Source organism: Sphingomonas flavida (genome assembly GCF_036663655.1).
In the GTDB taxonomy this organism is placed as follows: domain Bacteria; phylum Pseudomonadota; class Alphaproteobacteria; order Sphingomonadales; family Sphingomonadaceae; genus Sphingomonas.
In genome coordinates this window covers 67,268-81,455 of the sequence record NZ_JAXOJH010000002.1, presented here as the reverse complement: position 1 = coordinate 81,455, position 14,188 = coordinate 67,268, and the positions used below count along the sequence as shown (strand labels likewise).

The window sequence follows — 14,188 nt, the reverse complement described above, 5'->3', positions numbered from 1 at the left end:
ATGGGTGCCACGGGGAAATGGGTTCGTCAAATTGTCTGACCAATGGGATTGCCGTGCCGACCGTCATCGTCGGCAGGCCACGAGGCGGCCCTCCCTCCCCCTCGTCAGGCCGCCTTCCACATCGGCTGCGCCATCGCGCCGGAGTGACCGGACAGGCGGAAGCGGCCGACCTGATCGCTCATCACGCCCGCCTCGCCTGCCAATTCTCGGACGGCGGCGGTGGCTTCCTCGACCATCGCGGCGTTCTGCTGGGTCACCGAATCGAGTTCGCCGATCGCGATCGTGATCTGCGACGCGCTGCTGGCCTGCTGCTCGGAGGCGGTGGCCATGTCGCCGATCAGCGTCGCCATTTCCCCCACCTGCGCGGCAATGCGTTGCAGCGTCGATCCGGCGGCGTCGACTTCCTGCACCCCGGCGCGGATCTGCGCGTCGGAAGCGCCGATACGGCTCTTCACGTCCTTGGCGGCATCGGCCGAGCGCTGCGCCAGCGCGCGGACTTCGGAGGCGACGACGGCAAAGCCCTTGCCCGCGTCCCCCGCCCGCGCCGCTTCGACCCCGGCGTTCAGCGCCAGCAGATTCGTCTGGAACGCGATGCCGTCGATGACGCCGATGATCGCGGAGATTTCGTTCGACGTCCGCTCGATCCCGCCCATCGCGTCGATCGCACGCTGGACGACCACGCCACTCTGCGCGGCATTCTCTTGCGCCGAAGCCGCGACCTGGGCGGCGCGATTGCTGATCTGGGCGCTTTCCTGGATCGCGCCGGTCACCTCGCGCATCGCAGCGGCGGTTTCCTCCAGCGAAGCGGCCTGATGCTCGGTCCGGCGCGACAGGTCACCCGCCGCCTTGCCGATTTCCTGCGCGGCATTGTGAACCCGACGCGACGAGCCGTCGATCGCCTGGATCGAGTCGCCCAGCATCTGCGCGGTCTCGTTGAAGTGCAGGCGCAGCGGTTCGTAATCGTCGCGAAAGGGCTTGTCGATCCGGCGCGTCAGGTCGCCATTGGCCAGGCGCGACAGACCGTCGCCCAGCTGGTTCACCATCGCCATCGTATCGCCCATGTCTTGGATCAGGACCAGCACGTCCTGCGGCGTGACGACATGCGCCGGGATCAGCGTGACCAGGAAACGCTCGATCTGGCCGCGACGATCGATGTTCAGCCATTCGAACCGGGCAAAGCCCTCCCGCAATGCCTGTTCGACGCGCTCGCCGACATGCTCCTCGCTGGAACGGCCATCGGCCTGGCAGGGGGCGGAGAATTCGATCGGGCTGTGGCCCAGCACCTCTCGCATCGGACGATCATAGACCCGCTCCGCCGCGGCATTGCCCGCGATGAACGACCCGCCGGAAAGCAGCATCATGGCATCGGGCGACTTTTCGAATACCGCGATCGCCAGTCGATCCGCGACATTCGCCTGCTTCTTTCCAAACAATCCCATGATATCGATCCGCCTATCTGCATGGCTGGGCTTGCCCGGCACCAGGGCGCGTCGGCGCGCCATCCTCATCCGTGATCGGCGGGCGTAACCGCCAAGTCTGAAGGATGGGTTAGGGGCACGCCCCGTCGCATCGGCCCGTTGCGGAAAAACCGTTTGTGCCCCCCGCTCCGCCCGGTCATGACCGGGCCATGCGCCGCCTGCTCGCCCCGTTTCGCCACCCGATTCCGGCCCTGCTGGCTTTGCTGGTCGCCGCGCAGGCGCTGTTCTGCTGGCGGTTGACCACCCCGCACAAGCTGGTGTTCGACGAGGTGCATTACGTCCCCGCCGCACATACCCTGCTGGCGCTCGACGGACCGGTGAATATCGAGCATCCGCTGCTCGGCAAGGCGCTGATCGCGCTGGGCATGATGATGTTCGGCGATACGCCGCTCGGCTGGCGGGCGCTGTCGACGCTGGCGGGCACGGCGATCGTCGGGGGCGTGTTCGCCATCGCCTGGCTGATGACCCGCCGCACGCGCACCGCGGCGATCGCGGGGCTGCTGACGCTCGTCAACTTCATGGTCCTGGTGCAGGCGCGCATCGCGATGCTCGACGGGTTCATGGCGGCGTTCGTCGTGCTGGCGGTCGCGGCCATGGCGTGGGCGATGCGGGGGACGGCCACCCAGAGCCGCTGGCGATGGGCGCTCGGCGCGCTGTTGCTGGGACTGGCGGTCGGGGTGAAGTGGGCGGCGGTGCCCTATCTCGGCTATGCCGCGATCGGCTTCGTCCTGATGAAGCGCGACGACGCCAGCCGCTGGCCGGGCCTGCGATGGTGGTCGGCATGGGGACTGCTCGGCCTGGTGGCGGTGCCTGCGTATCTGGCGACCTTCGCCCCCGCCTTCTTCTACGCGCACGAACCGATGACCTGGGCGCGGCTGTTGCCCTTTCAACTGGAGATGTATGCGCGGCAGACCCAGATCCTGCCGCCGCACACCTATCAGTCGACCTGGTGGAGCTGGCCGATGATCGGGCGGCCGATCTGGTATTTCTATGAGGTCGCCGACGGTGCGCAGCGCGGCATCTTCCTGCTCGGCAATCCGGCGGTGATGTGGGGCGGGCTGATCGCGGTGGCGGCCTGTGCGCTGGGGTGGCTGCGCACGCGCGAGATCCGGCTGGGCGTGGCGGCGGGCTTGTGGATCGGCGGCTTCGGGGTGTGGGCGATCATCCCCAAGTCGCTGGGTTTCTATTATTATTATTTCCTACCCGCGATCTGGCTGTCGGTCGCGCTTGCCGTGGCGATCGACCGGTGGCGGGCCAGGCTGCGCGATTGGGACGAGGCCTATCTGGTCGGTGCGATATGCCTGTTCGTCTATTTCCATCCGATCCTGACCGCAGGCGCGCTGGCGGGGCCGGGGTCGTTCGCGCGGTGGACGTGGTTTGGCGATTGGCGGTGAGAGTTGGGGCGTGCGCCTCGCTCACGCTCCGCCCTCATCTCTATCTCAGTACCGACCCCAGACGAACCGCGACGACAGCGCATAATTCCACACCGCGCCGACCAGCACGCCGATCAGCGCCGATACCGCCCATTCGTTCGCCCGCGCATCGTGCAGGAAGGCCGCGACGCCGACATTGGCGATCGCCCCGACCGCACAGACCAGACAGAACGACACCCAGCCGTCGAGCAGCGGCCGGAAACCCGTCAAACGCCGATCGCGATAGGTCAGCGCGTTGTTCAGGAAGAAGTTGAACGTCATCGCCGCCGTTACCGCGACGATCTGGCTGGCCAGGAAGCTGGTGCCCAGCGCCACGAAGAACAGGCTGAGCACCGCCATGTGCACGCCGACGCCCAACACGCCGATCGCCGAGAACATCGCGAAGCGCACCGGTACGACCTTGCCGAACCGGCGATCGTACAGAGCGATCAGATATTCCATCGCCACGACGTGATCGAGCTTCGACTCGCCCTCGGTCCGCAGGCGGAAGACATAGGGCATTTCGGCGGCACGAAGCGGGCGCGGCGACGCGCTCATGATGTCGAGCAGGATCTTGAACCCGATGCCCGACAGATGCGGCACCGTCGCCCGCGCCACATCGGTGCGGACCATGAAGAAGCCGCTCATCGGGTCGGACAGGTTCACGTTCAGCACCCGCTGCGACAGCCTGGTCGCAAAGGCCGACTTGGCCACCCGGTCACGGTCCCAGTCGCCCGTCCCGCCGCCATCGACGAAGCGCGAACCGACGACGATGTCGAGATCGGCTTCCGCCTGCAACCGGTCGAGCATCTTCGGCAGCAGCGTCTCGTCATGCTGCAGATCGCCGTCGATCACCGCCACCATCGGCGCGGCGGTGGCGCACATCCCCTCGATACAGGCCGAGGAAAGCCCGCGCCGCCCGATGCGCTGGATCACCCGGACGCGAGGATCGACCTTGCCCAGCTCGCGCGCGGCGTCCGCCGTGCCGTCGGGGCTGTTGTCGTCGACGAAGATCGCCTCCCACCGCCGCCCGACCAGCGCTTGGTCGAGCTTGGCGATGAGCACGGGCACATTGGCGCGCTCGTTGAAGGTCGGGATGACGACCGCAAGTTCGAGGAGCGCGCTCACCGGTGTCAGAGCCGTTCGAGGATCGCGTCGGCCATGGCGCGGGTCGACAGGCTGCCACCCAGGTCGCCGGTCCGCGCGCCGTCACGGATCGCGCACGCCACCGCCGCGTCGATGCGATCGGCGGCTTCAGGCTCACCCAGCGAGTGGCGCAGCATCATCGCCGACGACAGGATCGCCGCACAGGGATTGGCCTTGCCCTGGCCCGTAATGTCGGGGGCCGAGCCATGAATCGGCTCGTACAGCCCCTTGCCGGTCGCACCCAGCGCGGCGGAGGGCAGCATCCCGATCGACCCTGCACACATCGATGCCTGGTCGGACAGGATGTCGCCGAACAGATTGCCGGTCAGGATCACGTCGAACTGGCCCGGATCGCGCACCAGCTGCATCGCGCAATTGTCGACATACATATGTTCGAGCGCGACGTCCGGATAGTCCTTCGCCACCTCGACCACCACGTCGCGCCACAGCTGCGAGGTTTCCAGCACATTGGCCTTGTCGACCGACAGCAACCGGCGGCGGCGGCGCATCGCGGTCTCGAAACCGACGCGGGCGATCCGGGCCACTTCTTGTTCGTCATAGCGCATCAGGTCATGGCCCTCGCGCAGGCCCGCCTCGGTGGTGCCGCGGCCCTTGGCCCCGAAATAGACGTCGCCGGTCAGCTCGCGCACGATCACCATGTCGATGCGCCGCGCGATGTCGGGACGCAGCGAGCTGGCATCCTCCAGCCCCTCGAACAGGCGCGCGGGGCGCAGGTTGGCGAACAGCCCGAACGCCTTGCGCAGGCCCAGGATCGCCTGTTCCGGGCGATGCGCGCGTTCCAGATTGTCGAAACGCGGATCGCCCACCGCGCCGAACAGCAGCGCGTCGGCGCGCTCCGCCACCGCCAGCGTCTCGGGCGGCAACGGATGCCCGGCCGCCTCATAGGCCGCCCCGCCGACCTTGGCCTCCTCGAAGGTCAGGCCCAGGTCCAGCATCTCCAGCACACGCCGCGCTTCCGTCGTCACTTCCGGGCCGATGCCGTCACCGGCGAGGATCGCGATCAATGCCATGGCTGGCCCCTTTTCACCTGATTTCGACGCGCCCTTTGCCTTAGCGGACCGGCATCACGCAACCGCCCTTTTGAACCGATCGAAAAGCCGCGCACGCGCGGGCATCGGATCATTGCGCAATCCGACCAACAGATCACGCGCCAGGAAATGCGCGGTAATCCGCCCGGCGGCCAGGATATCGGGCCAGTCGGCCGCCCCGCCCCCGCTCAAGAAGCCGGGAAGCGGGAACAGCCGCGCCTCATATCCGAACGCCGACCCCGCCGACACCGCCGCCCCGCTCTTGGGGCTGACGAACGCCAGATCGGTGGTCGCGCCGGTCACGGTGCACCGGTCGAGATCGAGGCCGAAGCCCAGTTGCCCCAGCAGCAGCAGCTCGTACCGCACCAATGCCCCGGCCCAACCCCGCGCGGAAGGCGCCGACTCGATCGCGGTCAGCACCGCGTCGAGCGCGTCGTACAGTACGGGATAAGGCTGCTCCTCCGGTAGCGTTGCGGCGGTCAACGCGCATAACCACTCGATCCCGGCGGCGGCCAGCGGTTCGCCGTGAAGCCCCGCGCGGCTGTGCCCCGGCTCGATGGTCAGCGCGGCGAGCTGCTCGGCGGTCCGCGCCCGCCACTCGCCGACGATCCCGTTACCCGGTTGCAGGATGGGCCGCAGCCCCCGCGACCGCCCGCCCCGGACATAGCCCGGCTGCACGCCATCCTCACGAGTCAACGCCCGCACGATCGCCCCATGCTCGCCATGCGGCCGGACCGACAGGATGATGGCGGGGGCAACACGGTGCATGGGGCACGATGTAGGGCGGATTGGAGCGCGATGCCATGCGCCCACCTGGGCATCTCCCCGCAAATCCGGCGGCAAATGGCATCATGAAGAAGTGAAGGAGGCAAGGGATCGACGGATTTTCCGATACCGGCCCAGGGGCGCATCCTGGTCGGACAGCCGAAAAAAATAACCTGCATGTAAACAGTATCTTGACGACAGCCTGCCGCCAGCAAGGGACAAAAGCGCTCTCGGTTAAATTATAATTAGTCCCGATCGGGCATCTTCACATGGATTAGGTTCAGTGCCGTGTGTGTGAGGATGCGTATGCCGTTCGGTTGGTCGAAAAAGCGGGACGATGGCTCAGCCGAAGTCGTCGATGTTCCTGAGATTTCCGCCATCCGGCGTTCGCAGGCGGTCATTGAGTTCAGCCTGGATGGGACGATTCTCGACGCCAACGAGAATTTCCTCGCGGTCATGGGATACCGGTTGGACGAGATCGTTGGCCGTCACCACCGCATGTTTCTCGAACCGTCCGAAGCGGCCAGTGCGAAATACGGCGAATTCTGGCAAAGGCTGAACCGCGGCGAATATTTCGCGGCGGAATTCAAGAGATTGGCAAAGGGTGGCCGCGAGGTATGGATCCACGGCGCCTATAATCCCATCATGGACGCGAACGGCAAGCCGTTCAAAATCATCAAGTTTGCCAACGACATCACGGAAAGCAAGCTGATCAGCGCCGATCATGCGGGGCAGATCGCGGCCATCGGCCTGACCCAGGCCGTCATCAGCTTTACGCCGGACGGTCATATCCTGTCCGCCAACGCCATATTCTGCGACGCGGTCGGCTATCCCCTCGAAGAGATTGTCGGCCGTCATCATCGCATGTTCGTTCGCCCCGAAGAGCGGGACGACCCGGCCTATATCAGCTTCTGGAAATCGCTTCAGGCCGGCACGTGCATGGCGGGCGAGTTTTGCCGGGTCACGCGCGACGGGAAGCCGCTATGGCTGCAGGCCTCTTACACACCCATCCTCGACCCGGATGGTCGCCCGTTCAAAGTGGTCAAATACGCGACCGACATTACCGAACGCGTCAGGGAACGGCGCAAGTTCAACCTGCTGTCGCTTGTCGCCAACAACACCGACAATTCGGTCGTCATCACCGATGCGCAACGGCGTATCATCTATGTCAATGACGGCTTCGAACGCATGACCGGCTATCGCCTGGCCGACGTACGGGGCAAGAATCCCGGATCCATCTTGCAGGGGGCCTATACCGACACGGATACGGTGGACCGGATTCGCACATGCCTGTCTGCCGGTGAGCCGTTCTACGAAGAGATCCTGAACTATAACCGCCTTGGCGAACCCTATTGGATATCGCTCGCCATCAATCCGATCCGCGATGCGAAGGGGAAAATCGAGAAGTTCGTCTCGATCCAGGCGAACATCACCGAAACGAAGGTCCGCTCGCTTCAATTCAACGAGACGCTGGCGGCGATCAGCGCCTCGACCGCGATCGTCGAATGGAGCCTGGACGGTGCGTGCCAGTCATTGAACTCGTTTTTCAAGGGCAGGTCGCCGGTGCCGCTGGCGCGTCTGCTGCCCGCCGAGACCATCGCGAGAATTGTCAAAGGCGAACAGGTGCGAAGCGAGTTCGTCTGGCCCGGCTCTGGTCAGGATGAGTTGTGGCTCGATGGCATGTTCTCCGCCATCAACAATCTTGGAGGAGAGCCGGAAAAGATCCTGATGTGCGCGGTCGATATGACGCCGCGCCGCCGAACCGTGGTCGAAACCTCCGACGCGATGCAGACCATGTTGTCGCGCGTTTCCGACATCGTCGGCAAACTGGACGACATCGCCCGGATGACCAACCTGCTCGCCCTGAACGCCTCGGTGGAAGCCGCCCGTGCGGCCGACGCCGGACGTGGTTTCGCGGTCGTTGCCGCCGAGGTTCGCGTCCTGGCCCATCAGGCCGGGGAAGCCGCGGGCGAAATTCGCGACCTGATCGACGAAAGTCGCCTGCAAATTCTCCGCCTGGGCAGCAAGACGGCCGAAAACCACGCTCACATCACGGCTGGCACCGCATGAGTTCCCTGCACAGGTCCTTCCCGAAATGACCATTGGGGCTGGACGACACGAGGACCCGGCATGGTCAAGCTGGCCAGAGGGGAAATGCCGTCACCGGCTATGATAGAAATCATAGACCTGCTGTGCGACCGCCTGGCTGACCCCCGGCGCTTTCTGCAAGTCTTCCAGGCTGGCGTTGCGCACCGCCCGGCCGGTCCCGAAGTGCATCAGCAACGCCTTCTTCCGCGCCGGGCCGATGCCGGGCACTTCGTCCAGCGGACTCGCGCCCATCGCCTTGGCGCGCTTGTCGCGGTGCGCGCCGATCACGAAGCGGTGCACCTCGTCGCGTAGCCGCTGGAGGTAGAACAGCAACGGCGCATTGACCGGCAGCATCCGCTCGCTGCCGTCCATCATGTGGAAGACCTCGCGCCCTTCGCGGCCGTGATGCGGGCCCTTGGCGACGCCGACCAGGCAGACATCCTCGATGCCCAGATCCTCCAGCACCGCCTTGGCCGCGTTGAGCTGGCCGCGCCCGCCGTCGATCAGGACCAGATCGGGCCAGGTGGCGTCGTCGCGGTCCGGCGTTTCCTCCAGCTGGCGGGCGAAGCGGCGGCGGAAGACTTCGCGCATCATGCCGAAATCGTCGTTGGTCGCCGCCTCGTTCCCCTTGATGTTGAACTTGCGATACTGGCCCTTCTGGAAACCCTCCGGCCCCGCCACGACCATCGCGCCCAGCGCGTTGGTGCCCTGGATATGACTGTTGTCATAGACCTCGATCCGCTGCGGCGGTTCGGACAGGTCGAAGAATTCGGCGACCTCGCACAGCAGCCGGGCCTGCGTCGTCGACTCGGCCAGACGCCGGTCGAGCGCCTCGACCGCGTTGCGCTTGGCCTGGTCCAGCAGGCGGCGGCGATCGCCCCGCTGCGGCACCGCCAACTGCACCTTATACCCGGCACGCTCGCCCAATGCCTCGGTCAGCAATTCGCCTTCGGGCAGGTCGCGGTCGAGCAGGATCGTCTTGGCGGGGGGCACCTCCTCGTAGAATTGGCTGAGGAAGCTGGTCAGCACCTCCTCTTCCGGCACATCGTTGGTATGCGCCGGGAAGAAACTGCGATGCCCCCAATTCTGGCCGCCGCGGATGAAGAAGGCCTGGATGCCCATCACCCCCTCGCGATTGGCCAGTGCGAAGATGTCGGCGTCGCCCACCCCTTCGGCGTTGATCGCCTGCGTGCCCTGGATGAAGGTCAGCGCCTTCAACCGGTCGCGCAGGATCGCGGCCAGCTCGAAGTCCATCGCCTCGGCCGCGTCCTGCATCTGCTTGCCCAGCTTGGCCTGCACTTGGGTCGACTTGCCGCCGAGGAAATTCTTGGCGTCGGCGACCAGCTCGGCATAGGCGGCTTCGTCGATCCGGCCAACGCACGGGGCCGAGCAGCGCTTGATCTGATAGAGCAGGCACGGCCGGTCGCGTCCCTTGAAGAAGCTGTCGGTGCACGACCGCAGCAGGAACAGCTTTTGCAGCGCGTTCAGCGTGTTGTTGACGCTGCCCGCACTGGCGAAGGGGCCGTAGTAATTGCCCACCGCACGCCGCGCGCCGCGATGCTTCTGGATGCGCGGAAAGTCATGGTCGTGGCGCAACAGGATGAACGGGAAGCTCTTGTCGTCGCGCAACAGGACGTTGAAGGCGGGGCGATAGCGCTTGATCAACTGCGCCTCGAGCAGCAGCGCCTCGGCCTCGTTGTTGGTCGTGACGATGGTCATCGACCGGGTCTGCGACACCATGCGCTGCAACCGCTTGGGCAGCCGGTCGACCTGGGTATAGTTGGCGACGCGGTTCTTCAGCGCGCGTGCCTTGCCGATATAAAGGACGTCGCCGCGCGCATCCTGCATCCGATAGACGCCCGGCCGCAGCGGCAGCGTGGCCAGCACGTTGCGGATCGCGGCCACACCTGCGTTCAGATCGGGCGCATCGGCCCCGCGCAGGGTGAAGGTGGATTTCTCTTCGTTGAAGCGGTCGACGGGAGGCTCGGACATTGCGCCCGATTTAGGAGCGCAGGGTCCGGATCGCTACCCTGTGCGGTGGCTTTGGTTCAGGCAAAACCGCGAAGATACGAAGGTTTTTTGTGCGCGCAGAGCCCAGGATGATGTAACGCTATTTCCTCCCCTGCAAGGGGAGGTGGCAGTCCGAAGGACTGGCGGAGGGGTGTAACCACCAGCGGGACACCCCTCCACCAGCTTCGCTGGCCCCCCTCCCCTTACAGGAGAGGAATAGGGCTCAGCCCTGTGCGAACAGCTTGGTGCCCATCACGCCGATCACGGTCAGGACCATAAAGCCCGCCTGGATCGGCGCAATCTTGTCGCCGAACACGATGGCGCCGCCGATCACGACACCCACCGCGCCAAGGCCCGTCCACACGGCATAGGCGGTCCCCGCCGGTAGCCCACGCATGGCCAGCGCCAGCAGGCCCATATTCACGAAGCTGAGGACGATCGGCACGCTCGATGCCTGCCAGGTGGCGACGGTCGCCGCCCATTTCAGGCTGAGCGCCCAGCAAATCTCGGTAATCACGGCAATGCCCAGAATGACCCATGCCATCGGAAGTATCTCCTTTGTCACGGGCTCGGCGATATGGGCATCGTCGCCGGAAACCCGGAAGAGACGGCGATGCGGCCCCGTGGTGACGGGGTTATGGGCAAGGTTGGATCAAATACCCAACTTGCGTTCAGGCCGAGCGAAGTCGAAGCAAGGGAATCCGTCTCCTCCGCGCTGGGACAGGCCAGGGCGTGGGCTTCGACTTGGCTCAGCCTGAACGGAGTCTGGGGAAGGCTCCCCAAAACGACCGAACCGCGCCTCGGCTTCCCGAAGCGCGGTCCTGTCTCCGGCCAACAGGCCGATCAGTTGGGGCGACCGAGCCCCGAAATGGTGCGGTCGATCATCGCCCGGTCGGCATCCGCCGAATGGTGCTCGGCGATCAGCAGACCGGCGGCCTTGGCGGCAGCCTCGGCCGCGCGGGCGCGGACTTCGGCGATCGCGGTGCGCTCGGCGGCGGCGATCTTGTCCTCGGCCATCTTGGCGCGACGCTCCATCAGCGCCTCGGCATCGGCCTTGGCCTTGCTGAGCAGCTGACCCGCTTCATGCTGGGCCTGGGCGCGCATCGCCTCGGCATCGGCATGGGCGGCCTTCGCCTTGGCCTCATACTCGGCCTTCAGCGTTTCGGCTTCCTGACGCAGCTTGGTCGCTTCGTCGAGCTGGGTGCGGATACCGGCGATCTTCTGGTCGAGCGAACGACCGATCATCGCAGGCACCTTCTTCACCAGCATGCCGATCAGCACGACCAGCGCGGCAAGCGCCACCCAGCCGGTCGAATCGAAGCCCAGCGCGGTCGGGCTGGCGGCGTGGTGCTCGACCTCGGCGGCCACGACGGTGTTGCCGGTCAGGCCATCACCTTCGCGGATGGGCTTCTGGGTCATGCCCTCGGCCGAGGCCGCATCGGCCAGATTCTGCGCGACCAGCGCATCAGCGTTGGTCAGCGCGCCGTTCGCGGATTGATTAGCCATGCGCGCTCACCTTTCGCACCGCGTCGGCCGCCGCATCCTCGCCCACGTGGACGCCGGAAAGCTTGGCGACGAGATCGCGCGCGGCATCGGCCGCCACGGTCTGAAGATTGGCCATCGCCTCGACCTTGGCATTGGCGATCGCCAGGTCGTGATGACCCAGACGCTCGGCCAGGTCGGCATCGGCCGCCTTGACCTGCGCCTCGAAAGCGTGGGTCGCCCGCGCCTTGGCGGCGTTGGTCTCGGCCATCGCGGCGACACGGGCGGCGTCCATCTCGGCCCGCCATGCCGCCTCGACCCGGTCGGCCTCGGCACGCGCGGCCTCCGCCGCCGCCAGATCACCGGCGATACGGGCTTCGCGAGCGTCGACGGTCGCCTGAATCTTGGGCACCATCCCACGACCGACCACAAAATAGAGCAGGCCGAAGGTGATCAGGAGCCAGAAGATCTGCGACGCATAGGTCGCACTGATCTGTGCTATCTGGGGCATGGAGTCCTCGTTGCCATATCAACCGGGCAGCAAAATCGCCGCCCGGCCGATCCGAATGATTAGGCGACGAACACCAGGATGATCATCGTCACGAAGGCGAGCAGGCCCAGAAGCTCGGCACCGGCGAAACCGATAAACAGGCGGCCCTGCTGGCTGTCCGCCGCGCCCGGATTGCGCAGCGCGCCTTCGAGGAACTTGGCGAACACGTTGCCCACGCCGAGCGAGGCGATGCCCATGCCGATAGCGGCCAGACCGGCACCGATCAGCTTCGCGGCTTCTGCGTCCATTTCAATCACTCCAGTTCAAAAAGGGTCGTTTGGGTATTCAAGTCGGCGGCGCGTCCGCCCGCCCGATCCGGCGTTACCGGATCAGTGCAGGTTGACGGCGTCGTTCAGATAGACCGAGGTCAGCAGCGCGAAGACATAGGCCTGGATCGCGGCGACCAGCAGTTCGAGAAGCGTGATGCCGATCATCAGCAGGAAGCTCGGCAGGGTGATCAGCGCGGCATAGCCGGGGCCCATGTTGATGCCGTTGATGACGAAGGCGGCGAGAACCTTCAGCAGGATGTGCCCCGCGGTCATCGCAACGAACAGTCGCAGACCGAGCGAAAAGGGGCGCACCAGGAAGCTCATCAGCTCGACCACGAAGATCAGCGGAATCATCAGCTTGGGCGTGCCGTGCGGCACGAACAGCGCGAAGAAGTGGAAGCCGTGGCGACCGAAGCCGACGATCAGCACGATGGCGAACGAGATCAGCGCGAGCACGCCGGTGACGGTCACATGGCTGGTCACGGTGAAGGGATGGACACCCGGCACCACGCCGAAGGGCAGCAGGCCCAGCACGTTGGCGAACAGGATGAACATGAACAGCGAGAAGACGTAGGGCAGGAAGCGCTTGCCCTCGGGGCCGATGTTCGACGTCAGCATCGAATTCACGAAGCCGGTGAACCCCTCGACCGCTGCCTGCCAGCGCCCGGGGACCAGATCGCGCTTCATGCCGCCGATCATGAACACCCACAGCGCGACCAGCGTCGCCACCATCCACAGAGCGGAATTGGTGAAGGAAAGGTCGTAGCCGCCGACCACCCAGTGCTGACCGAGCACCGGCTCGATCAGGAACTGGTGCATCGGATCAATCTTGCCGCCCGATTCTGCCGCCACGCTGCTTCGTTCCCACATATGACGAACGCCCGGTTACTCCGGGCGTTCGCCAGAAATCCGAATAATCTGCCTGAACGCCACGCCGATCCCCAGGAACAGCATCACGATCAAGGCCCAGGGTGCGGTGCCGAACCAGCGGTCAAAAAGCCAGCCGATCAACGCACTGCCGACAAGACTTCCGATCAGCGCAGAGATCACGCGGCTGCCCTGGGAATATCCCCTGTCGGCATCCACCTTCACCCCCTGCCGCGCTGCGCCTTCCGCTTTCGCCTTAGCCAATCGCTGATCCAGCGCGGCCAGACGCGGATCGTCCGCATCGCCAAAGTCCTGTCCGGGTTCCTTCTCCGCCACGCAGCCACCCTCACCTGATTTCGTCACCGAAGGGGAGAATGCGCGCAAACGGCGAGCGACCCCGCCAAGGCGAGGCCCGTTTAGAAAGCGTACCTGCCCAAGTCAACCGCCTGGGGAAAGGGTTATGACAGATGCGTTAAGGGTTGTTGCCGGGGAGTGACAGGCACACCCTTGTTCCTCACCTTCTACTCCCCTCCCGCAGGCGGGAGGGGTTGGGGGAGGCCTGGCGCTTTCCGCTGGCCATGCCGAGTATTGATCGGGGTAATCCGGTCCGCTCTTCCAACCGCTCGCTCGAACGCCGGCAGGGTCCCCTCCCCCAGCCCCTCCCGCCTGCGGGAGGGGAGTCCGAAGAGGTTAGACGCAGGCGGGGGCGCGTTCCGGCGGCGCCCCCGTGCGGGTCTTCCACACGCCTTCGGGCGTCTTGTACTTCTCGCCGCTGACCGTCTGGGCGATCAGGTTGCAGCCGCTGGTGAAGGCCATCTGTTCGACGGTCGCGCCGCTGGCCTGGGCCTTCTGGGTATAGGCGGCCTTGCGCTGGATGTTGATGCTGTTGACCAGCGTGCGGAGTTCGCCGGTCGCGGCGCCGACGATGCCGAGATAGCCGTCGGGCTGCTCGCCGACCTGCCCCGCCGCGCGCGCCGCCGCATAGGCCGGATCGCGCTGCGCCATCGCCATGCCCGACACGCCCAGCAGGGCCACCGCACCAAGCGCCAGGATCACCGTCTTTGCCTTCATG

Annotated in this window: 14 protein-coding genes; 2 read left to right on the top strand and 12 right to left on the bottom strand. The window is 65.7% G+C overall.

Features of this window, described 5'->3' with window-relative positions; translation table 11 throughout:
* Positions 1–104 precede the first annotated feature (104 nt).
* Positions 105–1,439, bottom strand: a complete 1,335-nt coding sequence (locus U1703_RS02540) for a methyl-accepting chemotaxis protein (protein ID WP_332784465.1) — start codon at positions 1,437–1,439, stop codon at positions 105–107.
* 188 nt (positions 1,440–1,627) lie between these two features.
* Between U1703_RS02540 and U1703_RS02535 the strand changes: the two genes are divergently transcribed.
* Positions 1,628–2,872: a phospholipid carrier-dependent glycosyltransferase gene (locus U1703_RS02535; protein WP_332784464.1), complete on the top strand. Its 1,245-nt coding sequence runs from the start codon at positions 1,628–1,630 to the stop codon at positions 2,870–2,872.
* 45 nt (positions 2,873–2,917) lie between these two features.
* Here U1703_RS02535 and U1703_RS02530 read toward each other — a convergent pair whose 3' ends face one another.
* Genes U1703_RS02530 through recO form a run of 3 tightly spaced genes read right to left on the bottom strand, consistent with a single transcriptional unit; the run spans position 2,918 to position 5,853 of the window.
* A complete protein-coding gene (locus U1703_RS02530; protein ID WP_332784463.1) occupies positions 2,918–4,018 on the bottom strand; it encodes a glycosyltransferase family 2 protein in 1,101 nt (366 codons plus the stop codon).
* Positions 4,019–4,023: 5 nt separating this feature from the next.
* On the bottom strand, positions 4,024–5,067 hold the full coding sequence (leuB, locus tag U1703_RS02525; protein WP_332784462.1) for a 3-isopropylmalate dehydrogenase: 1,044 nt from the start codon (positions 5,065–5,067) through the stop codon (positions 4,024–4,026).
* Positions 5,068–5,121: 54 nt separating this feature from the next.
* Positions 5,122–5,853 carry a DNA repair protein RecO gene (gene recO, locus U1703_RS02520; RefSeq protein ID WP_332784461.1) on the bottom strand — a complete coding sequence of 244 codons (732 nt, stop codon included), beginning with the start codon at positions 5,851–5,853 and terminating at the stop codon, positions 5,122–5,124.
* A gap of 297 nt (positions 5,854–6,150) precedes the next feature.
* Between recO and U1703_RS02515 the strand changes: the two genes are divergently transcribed.
* Positions 6,151–7,920 carry a methyl-accepting chemotaxis protein gene (locus U1703_RS02515; RefSeq protein ID WP_332784460.1) on the top strand — a complete coding sequence of 590 codons (1,770 nt, stop codon included), beginning with the start codon at positions 6,151–6,153 and terminating at the stop codon, positions 7,918–7,920.
* Positions 7,921–8,010: 90 nt separating this feature from the next.
* Here the strand turns inward: U1703_RS02515 and uvrC are convergent, their stop codons facing one another.
* The 8 genes from uvrC to U1703_RS02475 all read right to left on the bottom strand — a co-directional run bounded on the left by uvrC (position 8,011) and on the right by U1703_RS02475 (position 14,187).
* Positions 8,011–9,930 (bottom strand): excinuclease ABC subunit UvrC, encoded by a 1,920-nt coding sequence (gene uvrC / locus U1703_RS02510; protein WP_332784459.1) that lies wholly within the window; start codon positions 9,928–9,930, stop codon positions 8,011–8,013.
* Between the two features lie 241 nt (positions 9,931–10,171).
* Positions 10,172–10,492, bottom strand: coding sequence for a DMT family transporter (locus U1703_RS02505; RefSeq protein WP_056431693.1), 321 nt, complete (start codon positions 10,490–10,492; stop codon positions 10,172–10,174).
* Between the two features lie 299 nt (positions 10,493–10,791).
* The gene (locus tag U1703_RS02500) at positions 10,792–11,454 is read right to left on the bottom strand and encodes a F0F1 ATP synthase subunit B family protein (protein ID WP_320451803.1); all 663 of its coding nucleotides are present in this window, start codon (positions 11,452–11,454) and stop codon (positions 10,792–10,794) included.
* The gene (locus tag U1703_RS02495; protein WP_332784458.1) at positions 11,447–11,941 is read right to left on the bottom strand and encodes a F0F1 ATP synthase subunit B family protein; all 495 of its coding nucleotides are present in this window, start codon (positions 11,939–11,941) and stop codon (positions 11,447–11,449) included. Before U1703_RS02495 ends, U1703_RS02500 begins: the two co-directional genes overlap by 8 nt.
* Before the next feature lie 59 nt (positions 11,942–12,000).
* On the bottom strand, positions 12,001–12,228 hold the full coding sequence (locus U1703_RS02490; RefSeq protein ID WP_007406947.1) for a F0F1 ATP synthase subunit C: 228 nt from the start codon (positions 12,226–12,228) through the stop codon (positions 12,001–12,003).
* 81 nt (positions 12,229–12,309) lie between these two features.
* On the bottom strand, positions 12,310–13,101 hold the full coding sequence (locus U1703_RS02485; protein ID WP_056431901.1) for a F0F1 ATP synthase subunit A: 792 nt from the start codon (positions 13,099–13,101) through the stop codon (positions 12,310–12,312).
* A 33-nt stretch (positions 13,102–13,134) separates the two neighbouring features.
* Complete coding sequence (locus U1703_RS02480; protein WP_175311518.1) at positions 13,135–13,452, bottom strand: AtpZ/AtpI family protein; 318 nt, start codon at positions 13,450–13,452, stop codon at positions 13,135–13,137.
* Between the two features lie 354 nt (positions 13,453–13,806).
* Entirely contained in the window at positions 13,807–14,187 is a 381-nt protein-coding gene (locus U1703_RS02475; protein ID WP_332784457.1) for a YdbL family probable chaperone protein, read from the bottom strand.
* Between the last annotated feature and the right edge of the window lies 1 nt (position 14,188).